Origin of the sequence: Streptomyces sp. NPDC017056 (assembly GCF_044332485.1) — a bacterium.
Lineage (GTDB): Bacteria > Actinomycetota > Actinomycetes > Streptomycetales > Streptomycetaceae > Streptomyces.
The window spans coordinates 194069-207938 of the sequence record NZ_JBIRPD010000007.1 but is presented as its reverse complement, the minus strand read 5'-3'; the positions used below and the strand labels follow the sequence as shown (position 1 = coordinate 207938).

The following is a 13870-nucleotide window of genomic DNA, read 5'->3' as shown; positions in this document are numbered from 1 at the left end:
TCCTCACATCCGGAAGACGCCGAAGCCGCCGCGCGCGCCTTCGACGGGTGCGGTGTGGACGGCGGACAGGCACAGGCCGAGGACGGTACGGGTGTCGCGCGGGTCGATCACGCCGTCGTCGTACAGCCGCCCGGACAGGAACATCGGCAGCGACTCGGACTCGATCTGCTGCTCCACCATGGCGCGCAGCGCGGCGTCCCCTTCGTCGTCGTACGGCTGCCCCTTGGCGGCGGCGGAAGCGCGCGCCACGATCGACAGCACCCCGGCGAGCTGCTGCGGGCCCATGACGGCGGATTTGGCGCTGGGCCAGGCGAACAGGAAGCGCGGGTCGTAGGCGCGGCCGCACATGCCGTAGTGCCCGGCGCCGTACGAGGCGCCCATGAGGACCGACAGATGCGGCACCCGCGAGTTGCTGACCGCGTTGATCATCATCGAGCCGTGCTTGATGATGCCGCCCTGCTCGTACTCCTTGCCGACCATGTAGCCGGTGGTGTTGTGCAGGAAGACCAGCGGGATGTCGCGCTGGTTGGCGAGCTGGATGAACTGGGCCGCCTTCTGCGACTCCGCGCTGAACAGCACGCCTTGCGCGTTGGCGAGGATGCCGACCGGGTAGCCGTGCAGCCGGGCCCACCCGGTCGTGAGCGAAGGCCCGTACAGCGGCTTGAACTCGTCGAAGTCCGAGCCGTCCACGATGCGCGCGATGACCTCGCGCGGGTCGAAGGGGGCCTTGAGGTCGCCGGGGACGATGCCGAGCAGTTCGTCCTCGTCGTACTTGGGCGGTTCGGCCGGCCCGGGATCTCCGTGCGCCTTCTGCCAGTTCAGGCGGGCGACGACCCGGCGGGCCTGCCGGAGCGCGTCCGGCTCGTCCACGGCGAAGTGGTCGGCGAGTCCGGACGTACGGGCGTGCATCTCGGCGCCGCCCAGCGACTCGTCGTCGCTCTCCTCGCCGGTGGCCATCTTGACCAGCGGCGGCCCGCCGAGGAAGACCTTCGCCCGCTCCTTGACCATGATCACGTGGTCGGACATGCCGGGGATGTACGCGCCACCGGCGGTCGAATTGCCGAAGACGACGGCGACGGTCGGGATGCCGGCAGCGGACAGCCGGGTGATGTCCTTGAACAGGGCACCGCCCGGGATGAAGATCTCCTTCTGGCTGGGCAGGTCCGCGCCGCCGGATTCGACCAGGGAGACCACGGGCAGCCGGTTGGCGAAGGCGATCTCGTTGGCGCGCAGCGCCTTTTTCAGTGTCCAGGGGTTGGAGGCGCCGCCGCGTACGGTCGGGTCGTTGGCGGTGACCAGGCACTCCACGCCCTCGATGACGCCGATGCCGGTGATCAGGGAGGCGCCCACCGCGTAGTCGCTGCCCCAGGCCGCCAGCGGCGACAGTTCGAGGAACGGCGTGTCGGGGTCGAGGAGCAGTTCGATGCGTTCGCGGGCGAGCAGCTTGCCGCGCTTACGGTGCCGCTCGACGTACTTCGCGCCGCCCCCGGCGATGGCCTTGGCGTGTTCCGCGTCGAGCTCCGCCAGCCTGGCGAGCATCGCCTCGCGGTTCGCCGCGTACTCGGGCCCCGACGGGTCCAGTCCGCTGCCGAGCACGGTCACAGCAATACCTCCGGTATGTCCAGGTGGCGGGCGCGCAGCCACTCCCCCAGTGCCTTGGCCTGCGGGTCGAAGCGGGCCTGCGCGGCGACGCCCGCGCCCAGCAGGCCGTCGATCACGAAGTTCAGGGAACGCAGGTTGGGCAGGACGTGGCGGGTGACGGGCAGGTCCGCCGTCTCCGGGAGGAGTTCGCGCAGCCGGTCGGCGGTCAGCTCGTGGGCCAGCCAGCGCCAGGCCGCGTCCGTACGGGCCCATACGCCGACGTTGGCGGAGCCGCCTTTGTCGCCGCTGCGGGCACCGGCCACCAGGCCGAGCGGGGCGCGGCGCGTCCGGCCGTCGTGGGCGAGGGGTTCGGAGAGCGGGGGTTCGGCGAGCGGTGCCAGCTCACGGGTTTCCGCAGGTGGGGGCAGTTCGGTGCGGCTGCCGTCCGGGAGCACGGCGGTGTGCGGCACGTCCGCGGCGGCCACGTACTCCGCCTCGAAGACCCCGTACGGCTCGCCCTTGCCCGGCGGCGCCGTCACATGGAAGCCGGGGATGCTGCCGAGCGCCAGCTCGACCGCCGCCCCGCTGACCACCCGGCCCACCGCGTCCTGGTCGGCGTCCCGCACCACCAGCCGCAGCAGGGCGCTCGCCTCCTCCTGGACGGCGGCGTCCGCGTGATCGGTGCGGGCCAGCGTCCATTCCACGGACGCCGGGCGGCGCTTCGCCGCGTCGAAGGCCGCTTCCATCTGCTCCCGTACGAGAGCGGCCTTGGCCTCGATGTCCAGGCCGGTCAGCACGAACGTGACCGCGTTGCGCCAGCCGCCGAGGCGGGTGAGGCCGACCTTGAGCGCCGGTGGCGGGGCCTCGCCGCGCACCCCGTCGATCCGCACCCGGTCGGCGCCGTCCTGGGTCATCCGTACGGTGTCCAGGCGCGCGGTCACGTCCGGGCCCGGGTAGCGCGCGCCGGCCGTCTCGTAGAGGAGTTGCGCGGTGACCGTGCCGGTGGTCACCGCGCCGCCGGTACCCGGGTGCTTGGTGATCACCGAGGAGCCGTCGGCGGCGATCTCGGCGAGCGGGAAGCCGGGGCGGCGCAGGTCGTGGGCGGCGGAGAAGTCGCGGTCGGCGAAGAAGGAGTAGTTGCCGCCGGTGGCCTGGGTGCCGCACTCCAGGACATGGCCCGCGACGACCGCGCCCGCCAGCCGGTCGTGGTCCGCAGGGGCCCAGCCGAAGTGGGCCGCCGCGACCCCGCTGACCAGGGCGGCGTCCGTGACCCTGCCGGTCACCACCACATCGGCGCCGGCCCGCAGGCACGCGGCGATGCCGCCGCCGCCCAGGTAGGCGTTGGCGGTCAGCACGCCCGCGCGCCCGCCGTACCGGGGCAGCAGGTCGTCGCCCTCCACGTGCGCGACACGGACCGGGACGCCTACCCGGCCCGCCAACTCCCGTACGGCCTCGGCCAGTCCGGCGGGGTTGAGGCCACCGGCGTTGTTGACGATCCGTACCCCGCGCTCGACAGCCAGGCCGAGGGTGTCCTCCAGCTGCCGCAGAAACGTCTTCGCATAGCCGCGTGTGGGGTCCTTGAGGCGGTCGCGGCCGAGGATGAGCATGGTCAGTTCGGCGAGGTAGTCGCCGGTGAGAACGTCGAGCGGGCCGTCGGTGAGCATCTCGCGCACGGCGTCGAAGCGGTCGCCGTAAAAGCCGGAGGCGTTGCCGACGCGCAGCACGTCGCCGCCGGTCACCTGGCGCCTCGCCCGCCCGGCTCGCGGCCCTTGCCGGGCGGCCCGGCGAACGCCTGGGCGATGCCCAGCCAGCGTTCGGCGTCGGCGCCTTCGGCCCGTACGTCCACGTCGTCGCGGTGGGCGCGCTGGGTCACCAGGAGGCAGAACCCGAGCGCGTCGCCGGTCACCCGCTGCGCCGCGCCCTGCGGCCCGTACGCCCAGGTGCCGCCGCCGGGAGCACGCAACTCGACCCTGAACTCCTCCTCCGGGGGCGTGAGTCCGCGCGCCGCGTACGCGAAGTCCCGGGCGCGCACACCGATGCGGGCCACGTGCCGCAGCCGCGCGGTGGGCTCGCGCACGACGCCCAGCGTGTCGGCGATGTCCTGGCCGTGCGCCCAGGTTTCCATCAGCCGCCCCGTGGCCATGGAGGCGGTGCTCATCGACGTCGCGAACCACGGCATCTTGTCCCCCGTGGTGCGGGTGGCCAGTGCCTCGTACAGCTCGGCCCGGCCCGCCCGCCAACGCGCCAGCAACTCGGCGGGCGGCGCCTGCGCCTCCGCCTCCGCGCCCTCGTCGACGAACGTCGCGGGAGAGGTCAGGGCCAGCCGGGCCGCTTCCCGGAAGGCGCCGGGGTCGGTGGCGGACAGCAGGGCCTGCCGGTCGGTCCAGGCCAGGTGCCCGATCTGATGGGCGATCGTCCAGCCCTCGGCGGGTGTCGGTTCCGCCCACCGGCCGGGCGCCAGGCCGCCGACCAGCGCGTCGAGCGCGTCCCCTTCGGCTTTCAGATCCGCCAGTACGGCGTCGGCGTCGGACACGCGGCACTCCCCTCGTCGGCCATCTGCCGCCGGGGCAGGGCGCGTTGACTCATGCGGTGCGGATACCGAGCGTGGCAGCGCGGCGAGAAACAATCAAGCACGCCTGCATGATTTTCTGGGCGGGGGACCACGGGGGCGCGGGGGCGACCGCAGCGTCGGCACCGGCGCAGCACCTCATGGCGCACCGGCGCGGCACCCCATGGCACATCACCCGGCGCCGCGGCGGCGCCACCATGGCGCCACCGCGGCATCGCCACGAGCCATGACGCCGCCACCGCGACACCATGGCACACCCTTTTTCCTGAGAAACCCGCAGGTCAGATCACTCATACGCCAAAGTGCCACCACTTTGGCTCGCCATGGCGCCACCAATGTGCCATGATGGCGTCATGGACCTCACGCCCTACGTCGACAACCTCCGGCAAGAGCTGGCCGTCGCGGCGGACGCCGGCGGCGACGACGCCCGCGCCCTCGCCGAGCGGCTCACCGCCCCCCTGGAATCCGCCACCCGCCTGACCCTCCTGAACGCACTGTCCGCCGCCATGGGCGAGGTCACACGGGAGCTGGCGCCGGGCTCGGTCGACGTACGGCTGCGCGGCCTCGACCCGGAATTCGTGGTGACGGCGCCGCCCGCCCCCGAGCCGCGCCGGGAGGAGCCGGAGCCCCTCGCGGCGCCCGCGCCGCCCCCGCCGCCCGCCGACGCCGACGACGGCGCCATGGCGCGGATCAACTTCCGCCTCCCCGCCCACCTCAAGGCCCGCGCCGAGGACGCCGCGACGACGGAGGGCCTGTCGGTCAACGCCTGGCTGGTGCGGGCCGTGTCCACCGCCCTCGACGGCGGGCAGCGCGCGAACCCGCCGGGCCGCGCCGCGCCCGCGAGCGGCCGGAGCTTCACCGGCTGGGTCCGCTAGGACAGGGCCTGGGGGCGCCGGCCCGCCCCACCCGCTTCCACCGGCGGATCGCCGATCCAGCCGACGTCATCTTCACCCGCCTCACCAGCGGAAACACCCACACGAGCCAAGAGGACGGCACAGCCATGCCTGCTTTCGAGACCACCGGACCGATCACCGCCACCCTGGAACTGGACTGCGGCACCGCCCGTATCACCGCCGGCAAGCGCACCGACACGGTCGTCGAGGTGCTGCCGCGCAACGCGGCCGACGACAAGGACGTACAGGCCGTACAGCAGACCCAGGTCACCTGCTCCGGCGGCCGCCTCGCGATCAAGACGCCCAAGAAGCGGTCCCTGTTCGGCAAGCCGGGCACCATCGAGGTGACCGTCGAACTGCCCGCCGGTTCGGACATCCGGGGCACCTCGGCCCTGGGCGGCTTCTTCTGCGAGGGCAGCTTCGGAGAGGTCACCCTCAAGACCTCGCTCGGCGACCTCCAGGTCGACGAGGCGGCCGGCGCCGACCTCAGGACCGACCACGGCGACATCCGGCTGGACCACTCGACCGGGGACATCGAAGTCGTCGGCTCGGGCCGGATCGAGATCGGCACCGTCAGCGGCGCGGCGACCGTCAAGAACAGCAACGGCGCCATCGAGATCGGCGAGGTCACCGGCGGCCTGCGGACCAGCGCGGCGAACGGCGACATCTCCGTCGGCATCGCGCACGGCGACGTCGGCGCCAAGTGCGCCAACGGCCGCACCGACATCGGCGTCGCCCGCGCCGGGGTCGACGCCTCCTCCTCCAACGGCGGCATCCGCGTCGGCGACGTCACCCGCGGCCGCATCGACCTGCGCACCGCCGTCGGCAACCTCGAAGTGGGCATCCACGAGGGCACCGCCGCCTGGCTCGACACGCACACCAAGTACGGCGCCGTACGCAACTCGCTCGGCTCCGCCGCGGGGCCCGCGGAATCCGACGAGACCGTCGAGGTGACCGCCCGCACCTCGACCGGCGACATCGTCATCCGCCGCGCCTGACCCCACCCACCCCAACGCTCCACCGCCGAAGGGAAAACGGCATGACCGCCACCCAGGTTTCCGCGCCCGCCGCCGCGCACGCGACGGCGTCGGCGATCACCGCCACCGGACTGCGCAAGTCCTACGGCGACAAGCTCGTGCTCGACGGCATCGACCTGGACATCGCCGAAGGCACCATCTTCGCGCTGCTCGGGCCCAACGGCGCCGGCAAGACCACCACGGTGGAGATCCTCTCCACGCTCATCGACGCCGACGCGGGCGAGGCCCGGGTCGCCGGCCACCACCTGACCAGGGAAGCCGACGCGGTGCGCACCGCCATCGGCGTCACCGGGCAGTTCTCGGCCGTCGACAACCTGCTGACCGCCGAGGAGAACCTCCTCCTCATGGCGGACCTGCACCACCTCGACCGGCGCGAGGGCAAGCGGCGGGCCAAGGACCTGCTGCGCCGCTTCGACCTGTCGGAGGTGGCGGGCAAGACCGCCGTCACCTTCTCCGGCGGCATGCGGCGCAAGCTGGACCTGGCGATGACCCTGGTCGGCGATCCGCGCATCATCTTCCTCGACGAGCCGACCACCGGACTCGACCCGCGCAGCCGGCGCACCATGTGGGAGATCATCCGCGGCCTCGTCGCCGACGACGGTGTGACCATCTTCCTGACCACCCAGTACCTCGAAGAGGCCGACCAGCTCGCCGACCGGATCGCCGTGCTGGACCACGGCAGGCTGATCGCCGAGGGCACCGCCGACGAGCTCAAGCAGCGCATCCCCGGCGGCCACATCCGGGTGCGGTTCGCCGACGCGCAGGGCCTGCACACCGCGGCGGGCGTCTTCGGCATCGCCACTCCCGACGAGGACTCCCTCACCCTCCAGGTCCCCAGCGACGGCTCCATCCCCAACCTGCGGGCCGTCCTGGACGCCCTGGAGACCACCGGCCTCCACGCCGAGTCCCTCACCGTGCACACCCCGGACCTCGACGACGTCTTCCTGACCCTCACCGGTCAGCCCCACCCCGCCCGCACCGCCGCCCCGTCCAAGGAGAACGTCTGATGGCCACCATGTCCTACGCCGCCAGGGACTCCAGGACGATGCTGCGGCGCAACCTCAAAAAGGCCCTGCGCTACCCGTCCCTGACGCTCACCGTCGTCATCATGCCCATCGCGATGCTGCTGCTGTTCAACTACGTCTTCGGCAGCGCCCTGGGTACCGGCATCAGCGGCCTGCCCACCGGCAGCGGCGACTACATCGACTACCTCGCGCCCGGCATCATCCTGATGGCCGCCACGTCCGGCGCCCTGACCACCGCGATCAGCGTGTGCAGCGACAAGACCGAAGGCATCGTCAACCGCTTCCGCACGATGCCGATCTCCCCCGCCTCGTTCCTGACCGGCCATGTCGTCGGCAGCGTGATCCAGACGATGGCCAGCGTCACACTCGTCACCGGCGTCGCCCTCCTGATGGGCTTCCGCCCCACCGCGACGCCCGTCGAATGGCTCGCCGTCATCGGCTTGCTCACCCTGCTCACCCTGGCGCTGACCTGGCTTTCCGCGGGCATCGGCCTGGTCGCCAAGAACGTCGAGACCGCCAGCAACATCCCGATGCCGCTGACGTTCCTGCCGTTCCTCGGCAGCGCCATCGTGCCGACCGAGTCCATGCCCGCCGGCCTGCGCTGGTTCGCCGAGTACCAGCCCTTCACGCCGATCATCGAGACCCTGCGCGGCCTGTGGCTCGGCACCGGGATCGGCTCCAGCGCGCCCATCGCCCTCGCCTGGTGCGTGGCGCTCACCCTGGTCGGCTACCTGTGGGCGCGCCGCACCTTCAAGAGCGGCGCCAAGCGATAACCGCCGCCTCCGCCACGCCACTTCACCGGCACGCACCTTCACACCCAGCTCGTCGACCGCAGGAGGAACCCATGTCGTACGACCCGACGACCCCCGGCACCACCACCGACGACACCCGCGCCGAGGAGCCGCCCACCCTGCCCACCGACCGGCACACCGGCTGCCCCTTCGACCCGCCCGCCGGGCTCACCGCGCTGAGCGACCGGCCGATACGCCGCCTGCGCTACACCGACGGCCACCTGGGCTGGCTGGCCACCGGGCACGCCGCGGCCCGCAAGGTCCTGTCCGACCCGCGGTTCAGCGCACGCTACGAATTCCTGCACCTGCCGATACCGATGCCGGGCATGGAGGGGCTGACGGAGATACCGCCGGCGCCGGTCGGCGACTTCCTCGGCCTCGACGCCCCCGAGCACACCCGCTTCCGGCGGCTGCTCACCGGCAAGTTCACGGTCCGCAGGATGCGGCAGCTCTCCGAACGCGTCGAGCAGTTCACGCACGAGTGCCTGGACGCCATGGAGCAGGCCGGGCCCACCGCCGACCTGGTGGAGGCGTTCGCGCGGCCGGTGCCCGCGCTCATGATCTGCGAACTGCTCGGCGTGCCGTACGCCGACCGGGACCGCTTCCAAGGGCACGTGGCGACCCTCTTCGACCAGACCGCGGAGGCGGAGGCCAGGGGCGAGGCGTACGCGGCCGTCGGCGCGTTCATGGGCGAACTCGTGGCCGCCAAGCGCGCCGAGCCCACCGACGACCTGCTGAGCGACCTGACCACCTCCGGCCTCACGGAGGAAGAGCTGATCGGCGTCGGCGGGGTGCTCCTGGCCGCCGGACTCGACACCACCGCGAACATGCTCGGCCTCGGCACCTTCGCCCTGCTGAGCAACCCCGACCAGCTGGCCGCCCTGCGCGCCGACCCGGACCTCGCGGAGCAGACCGTCGAGGAGCTGCTGCGCTACCTCAGCGTGGCCGACCCCATCCTGCGCTCCGCTCTCGAAGACGTCGAGGTCGAAGGCCAGTTGATCAAGGCCGGTGAGACGGTGACCGTGTCCGTCCAGGCCGCCGACCGCGACCCGCACAAGTTCCCCGACCCCGACCGGCTCGACATCCACCGCAAGGCCACCGGCCACCTGGCCTTCGGCCACGGCGCCCACCAGTGCCTGGGCCAGCAGCTCGCCCGCGTCGAGATGACCGTCGCGTTCCCGGCGCTCTTCGCCCGCTTCCCCACCCTGCGCCTCGCGGTGCCGCCGCAGGAGGTGCCGCTGCGCGAACGCGCCAACATCTACGGCGTCGTCAGCCTGCCCGTCACCTGGGACAAGGAGTAGCCCCGTGAGCGATCCGCAAGAGCCCCTGCGTCTCGGCGTCGACCGTGACCGCTGCGTCGGCGCCGGCATGTGCGCCCTGACGGCCCCCGGGGTCTTCGACCAGGACGACGACGAAGGTCTGGTCGTGCTCCTGGCCCCCGCGCCGGCCCCCGGGCACCGGGCCGCCGCCCGGATGGCCGCCGGCCTCTGCCCCGCCGGAGCCATCGCTCTCCGCTCCCCGGAGCCCACGGACCCGTAACGGCCGCGGCACTCCGGGCCGAGAACCCCGCACCGCACTCCGGTGGGGGGCTCTCGCGCGTGCGGCCCCCGGTTCAGCCCGTCCCGGACCGGCCCGCGCTCCGTACCGCGCCGACGCTCGCCAGGACCACCAGCCCGATCGCCGCCACCTCGGCCCAGCCGAGCGCCTGGTGCAGGACCAGGAAGCCCGCGGTCGCCGCCGCGGCCGGCTCCAGGCTCATCATCACGGCGAAGCCGGAGGCCGGGAGCTTGCGCAGGGCGAGCAGTTCGAGGGTGTACGGCGTGACCGAGGACAGCAGCGCGACGGCGGCGCCCAGCCCGATCGTGACCGGATCCAGCAGGGCCGTGCCCGCGCTGGTGATGCCCAGCGGCAGGCTCAGCAGCGCCGCCACCGACATCGCCAGGGCCAGCCCGTCCGCCTGCGGGAAGCGCTGCCCCGTACGCGACGACAGCAGGATGTACGCGGCCCACAGCCCGCCCGCCGCCAGCGCGAGCCCGGCGCCGAGCGGGTCCAGCCCGTCGAAGCCCTCGCGCCCGAGCAGGGCCACACCGCCCAGCGCGAGCGCCGCCCACAGCAGGCTCAGCGCCCGCCGCGAGGTGACCACCGACAGGATCAGCGGGCCCATGAACTCCAGGGTGACGGCGGCGCCCAGCGGGATGCGGTCGATCGCCTCGTAGAACAGCGAGTTCATGCCGGCCAGGGCGACACCGAAAGCGACGATCGTGGCCCAGTCGCCCCGGCCGTAACCGCGCATCCTGGGACGGCAGGCGATCATAAGGACGAGCGCGGCGACGACCAGGCGGAGGGTGACCACGCCGAGCGCACCGGCCCGCGGGAAGAGCAGCACCGCGACCGAGGCGCCGAACTGGAGCGAGATGATGCCGCCGATCACCAGCGCCACGGAGACCAGGCGGCCGCTCGCCGCCGCGTCCCGCCCGGCGGCGCGCACCTCCTCGGAGGCGGGGACCGGTTCGGCGACCGGCCCCGGTTCCGGGACCGGGGGTACGGGCGGCAGGCTGCTGGACTCGTGGCGCGACTCGTTCACACGCCCACGCTACGGCCCGCCTCCCGGGCCGTGAAATGTGATTCTCATCAGGCGGGATGCCGGGCGGGCACCGGGCCGGAACAGGGCACTCCGCACCGTCATTCCCGCGGCGGCAGCCCCGCCGCCAGCACCTCTGCCAGGTGGCGGGCGCGCCGGTCTGTCAGTTGGGCGATCTGGGTGCGGCAGGAGAAGCCGTCCGCGAGCACTTCCGTGCCGGGTGCTGCTTCGCGTACGGACGGCAGGAGCTGTTCTTCCGCGCAGGCCACGGACACGTCGTAGTGGCCGCGCTCGAAGCCGAAGTTGCCGGCCAGGCCGCAGCAGCCGCCGCTCAGCCCGCCCGCCAGCCCGGCCCGCGCACGCAGGCGACGTTCGGCGGCCTCGCCGAGGACGGCGTGCTGGTGGCAGTGGGTCTGGCCGACGGCCGGGCGGTCGAGGCGCGGCGGTTCCCAGGCGGGCGCCCGCTCCTCCAGGGTCTGCGCGAAGGTGCGTACGGACGCGGCCAGCCGTGCCGCGCGCGGGTCGTCGGACAGCAGCTCGGGCAGGTCGGTGCGCAGGGCCGCCGCGCAGCTCGGTTCGAGGACGGCCAGCGGCGTGCCGTCCGCGAGAAGTGGTTCGAGCGCGTCCACCGTACGGCGCATGACCGTGCGCGCCTGGTCGAGCTGGCCGGTCGACACCCAGGTCAGGCCGCAGCACAGGGGCGTACGGCGGCGGCCGGGCGCGGGCAGGCGTACGGAGAGCCCGGCGTCCTCCAGCACCCGTACGGCGGCCCGGCCCACCTCGGGCGCGAGGTAGTTGGTGAAGGTGTCGGGCCACAACAGCACCGCCGGGCCTTCCCCGGTCCTCGCGGGCGCCCGCTTCGCCCACCACCGTACGAACGGCTCGGCCGCCAGTTCCGGGATCGCCCGCTGCGGCGCGATGCCGCCGAGCCGCTTGCCCGCCCCGGCCAGCGGCGTCCGCGCCAGGGCGTTGAGCAGCGGCGCGACCGGGGCCGCCGCGCGCAGCCAGCGCGGCAGCCGTCCCATCGAGTAGTGCGCGGCGGGCCGCAGCCTGCCCGCGTAGTGGTGGTGCAGGAACTCGGCCTTGTACGTGGCCATGTCGACGCCCACCGGGCAGTCGCTGCGGCAGCCCTTGCACGACAGGCACAGGTCCAGCGCGTCCCGCACCTCCTCGGACCGCCAGCCGTCGGTGACCACCTCGCCCGCCAGCATCTCGTGCAGCAGCCGGGCGCGGCCCCTGGTGGAGTGCCGTTCCTCGCCGGTGGCGCGGTAGGACGGGCACATGACGGCCGAGGGGCCGGGCGCGGTGGTGCGGCACTTGGCGACGCCTACGCAGCGCCGTACGGCCGCCGAGAAGTCGCCGCCGTCGTGCGGGTAGCCGAACTCCACGTCCACCGGGTGCTTCGGCAGCGGCGCGAAGCGCAGGTTGTCGTCCATCCGGTCCGGGCGGACGAGCATGCCCGGGTTCAGGCCGCCCGCCGGGTCCCACAGGTCCTTGAAGCGTTCGAAGAGGCCGACCAGCTCGGGGCCGTACATCTTCGGCAGCAGTTCGGCGCGCGCCTGCCCGTCGCCGTGCTCGCCGGAGAGCGAGCCGCCGTGCGCCACGACCAGCTCCGCCAGGTCTCCGGAGAACTCCCGGAACCGGCGGATACCGGGCGCGGTCAGCAGGTCGAAGTCGATGCGGACGTGGATGCAGCCGTCGCCGAAGTGCCCGTAGGGCGTGCCGCGCAGGCCGTGCTGGGCCAGCAGGGCGCGGAAGTCGCGCAGGTAGGGGCCCAGGCGCGCGGGCGGCACGGCGCAGTCCTCCCAGCCGGGCCACGCCTCGGAGCCGTCGGGCATCCGGGTGGCGGTGCCGGACGCGTCCTCGCGCACCCGCCACAGGGCGCGCTGCCGCGCCGGGTCGGTGACGACGGTGTGGTCGGTCGTCACCGTGCCGGCGCCCCGGCACAGCTCCTCGGCCCGCGCCAGCGCCTCCGCCGCGGTCTCGCCGCCCATTTCGACGAACAGCCAGGCCCCGCCCTTGGGCAGGCCCGCCGCGCTGCCCACCAGGTCGGCCGCCATGCCTTCGACGGTCAGCGGCCGGTACGGCAGCAGCGTGTGGGCGGCCTCGGCCGCCGCGCTCTCGTCCGCGTACCCGAGCACCGCCAGGGCCTTGGCCGCGGGCGGCCTGACCAGCGCGACGGTGGCCTCGGCCAGCACGCCGAGCGTGCCCTCGCTGCCGGTGAGGGCACGCGCGAGATCGGTGCCCCGCTCGGGGAGCAGGGCGTCCAGCGCGTAGCCGGAGATGCGGCGCGGGAGTTCGGGGTAGCCGGTCCGCAGCAGCGCCAAGTCGCCGTCGACCAGGCCCCGCACGCCGTCCCGCAGCCGGGGCGGGAGCGCGTCCAGGGCCGCCGTGCCGCGCCCGGCCCGCAGCCGCTCGCCCCCGTACGTCAGCACCTCCAGCTCGCGCACGCTGTCGGCGGTGGTGCCCCACGCCACCGAGTGCGAGCCGCAGGAATTGTTGCCGATCATGCCGCCGAGGGTGCAGCGGCTGTGCGTGGACGGGTCGGGACCGAAGGTCAGGCCGTGCGCGCCGGCCGCCGCCCGCAGGTCGTCCAGCACCACGCCCGGCTGCACCACGGCCGTACCCGACTCGGCGTCCAGCGACACGATCCGCCGCAGGTGCCGGGTGCAGTCCACGACCACGCCCACGCCGGTGGCCTGCCCCGCGATGCTGGTACCGCCGCCCCGCGGCACCACCGGCACGCCGCGCTCGCGGCAGACCCGCAGGACGGCGGCGACGTCCTCGGCGTCCCGTGGCGCGACCACCGCCCGCGGCACCCGGCGGTAGTTGGACGCGTCCATGGTCGCCAGCGCCCGGTCCCCGGCGGCGGCCGACACCTCGCCGCGCACCGCCTCCGCCAACTCCCGCGCCAGCTCCTGCGTCTCGCGTGTCTCCGTACGATCAGCCATGCACCCAGCCTGCCCGCTCTGCCGGGCCCGCTCCCCCGCGCGCTACGCCCGGAACACGTTCGCGCCGGGTCCCACGCCTCCTTGGCGTCGGCCAGCCGCCGGTACACCGCCTCCTCGTACGCGCCGGCCGCCCTGTCACCGTGATCGCCGAACAGGAAGTTGACGCTGCGGCCCACCGCCCACGGCGCCGGCACCGCCCGTACTTCCTTGTGCAGGGCACGTACGGACTCGTCGCCAAGGCCGGGACCTGGTATCTCGTCGCGGACCGCCGGCAGCGCCCGCAGCTGTTCCGGGCCGACCGGGTGCTGCGCTCGCGGCTGGACCTCTTCGCCCGCATCGTCGGGCCCGCGCTGACCCGGCCGCCGGAGGACGACGACGGTGAGTGGGCGGTGTCCGATCCGTCTCATCCGGTGGACCGAGGTCCGGACCCGGCCCCGTGACG

At 73.7% G+C, this 13870-nt stretch carries 12 protein-coding genes; 7 read left to right on the top strand and 5 right to left on the bottom strand.

The window, feature by feature from the left end:
• Positions 1 to 3 precede the first annotated feature (3 nt).
• The 3 genes from ACH4OW_RS15280 to ACH4OW_RS15270 are packed head-to-tail and all read right to left on the bottom strand — an operon-like array spanning position 4 to position 4114.
• Complete coding sequence (locus ACH4OW_RS15280) at positions 4 to 1602, bottom strand: acyl-CoA carboxylase subunit beta (protein ID WP_398027952.1); 1599 nt, start codon at positions 1600 to 1602, stop codon at positions 4 to 6.
• Positions 1599 to 3320, bottom strand: coding sequence for an acyclic terpene utilization AtuA family protein (locus ACH4OW_RS15275; RefSeq protein ID WP_398027950.1), 1722 nt, complete (start codon positions 3318 to 3320; stop codon positions 1599 to 1601). The genes ACH4OW_RS15280 and ACH4OW_RS15275 overlap by 4 nt, the downstream gene beginning before the upstream one ends.
• A complete protein-coding gene (locus ACH4OW_RS15270) occupies positions 3317 to 4114 on the bottom strand; it encodes a TIGR03084 family metal-binding protein (protein WP_398027948.1) in 798 nt (265 codons plus the stop codon). The genes ACH4OW_RS15275 and ACH4OW_RS15270 overlap by 4 nt, the downstream gene beginning before the upstream one ends.
• Positions 4115 to 4503: 389 nt before the next feature.
• Here ACH4OW_RS15270 and ACH4OW_RS15265 point away from each other — a divergent pair, with 389 nt between their 5' ends.
• The 6 genes from ACH4OW_RS15265 (at position 4504) to ACH4OW_RS15240 (ending at position 9435) form a co-directional block, all read left to right on the top strand.
• On the top strand, positions 4504 to 5025 hold the full coding sequence (locus tag ACH4OW_RS15265) for a hypothetical protein (protein WP_398027946.1): 522 nt from the start codon (positions 4504 to 4506) through the stop codon (positions 5023 to 5025).
• A 125-nt stretch (positions 5026 to 5150) separates the two neighbouring features.
• Positions 5151 to 6041, top strand: coding sequence for a hypothetical protein (locus ACH4OW_RS15260; RefSeq protein ID WP_360125860.1), 891 nt, complete (start codon positions 5151 to 5153; stop codon positions 6039 to 6041).
• Positions 6042 to 6082: 41 nt separating this feature from the next.
• Positions 6083 to 7087, top strand: a complete 1005-nt coding sequence (locus tag ACH4OW_RS15255; RefSeq protein WP_398027944.1) for an ATP-binding cassette domain-containing protein — start codon at positions 6083 to 6085, stop codon at positions 7085 to 7087.
• Entirely contained in the window at positions 7087 to 7878 is a 792-nt protein-coding gene (locus ACH4OW_RS15250; protein WP_398027942.1) for an ABC transporter permease, read from the top strand. Before ACH4OW_RS15255 ends, ACH4OW_RS15250 begins: the two co-directional genes overlap by 1 nt.
• Positions 7879 to 7949: 71 nt before the next feature.
• Positions 7950 to 9197: a cytochrome P450 gene (locus ACH4OW_RS15245; RefSeq protein ID WP_398027940.1), complete on the top strand. Its 1248-nt coding sequence runs from the start codon at positions 7950 to 7952 to the stop codon at positions 9195 to 9197.
• 4 nt (positions 9198 to 9201) lie between these two features.
• Positions 9202 to 9435 carry a ferredoxin gene (locus ACH4OW_RS15240; protein ID WP_360125851.1) on the top strand — a complete coding sequence of 78 codons (234 nt, stop codon included), beginning with the start codon at positions 9202 to 9204 and terminating at the stop codon, positions 9433 to 9435.
• A 73-nt stretch (positions 9436 to 9508) separates the two neighbouring features.
• On the opposite strand, the gene ACH4OW_RS15235 is transcribed toward ACH4OW_RS15240, so the two are convergent.
• Both ACH4OW_RS15235 and ACH4OW_RS15230 read right to left on the bottom strand, forming a co-directional pair.
• Positions 9509 to 10480 carry an EamA family transporter gene (locus ACH4OW_RS15235; RefSeq protein WP_398027938.1) on the bottom strand — a complete coding sequence of 324 codons (972 nt, stop codon included), beginning with the start codon at positions 10478 to 10480 and terminating at the stop codon, positions 9509 to 9511.
• Between the two features lie 98 nt (positions 10481 to 10578).
• Entirely contained in the window at positions 10579 to 13428 is a 2850-nt protein-coding gene (locus tag ACH4OW_RS15230) for an FAD-binding and (Fe-S)-binding domain-containing protein (protein WP_398027936.1), read from the bottom strand.
• Positions 13429 to 13568: 140 nt separating this feature from the next.
• Here ACH4OW_RS15230 and ACH4OW_RS15225 point away from each other — a divergent pair, with 140 nt between their 5' ends.
• Positions 13569 to 13868: a WYL domain-containing protein gene (locus ACH4OW_RS15225; RefSeq protein ID WP_398027934.1), complete on the top strand. Its 300-nt coding sequence runs from the start codon at positions 13569 to 13571 to the stop codon at positions 13866 to 13868.
• The last annotated feature ends 2 nt before the right edge of the window (positions 13869 to 13870 follow it).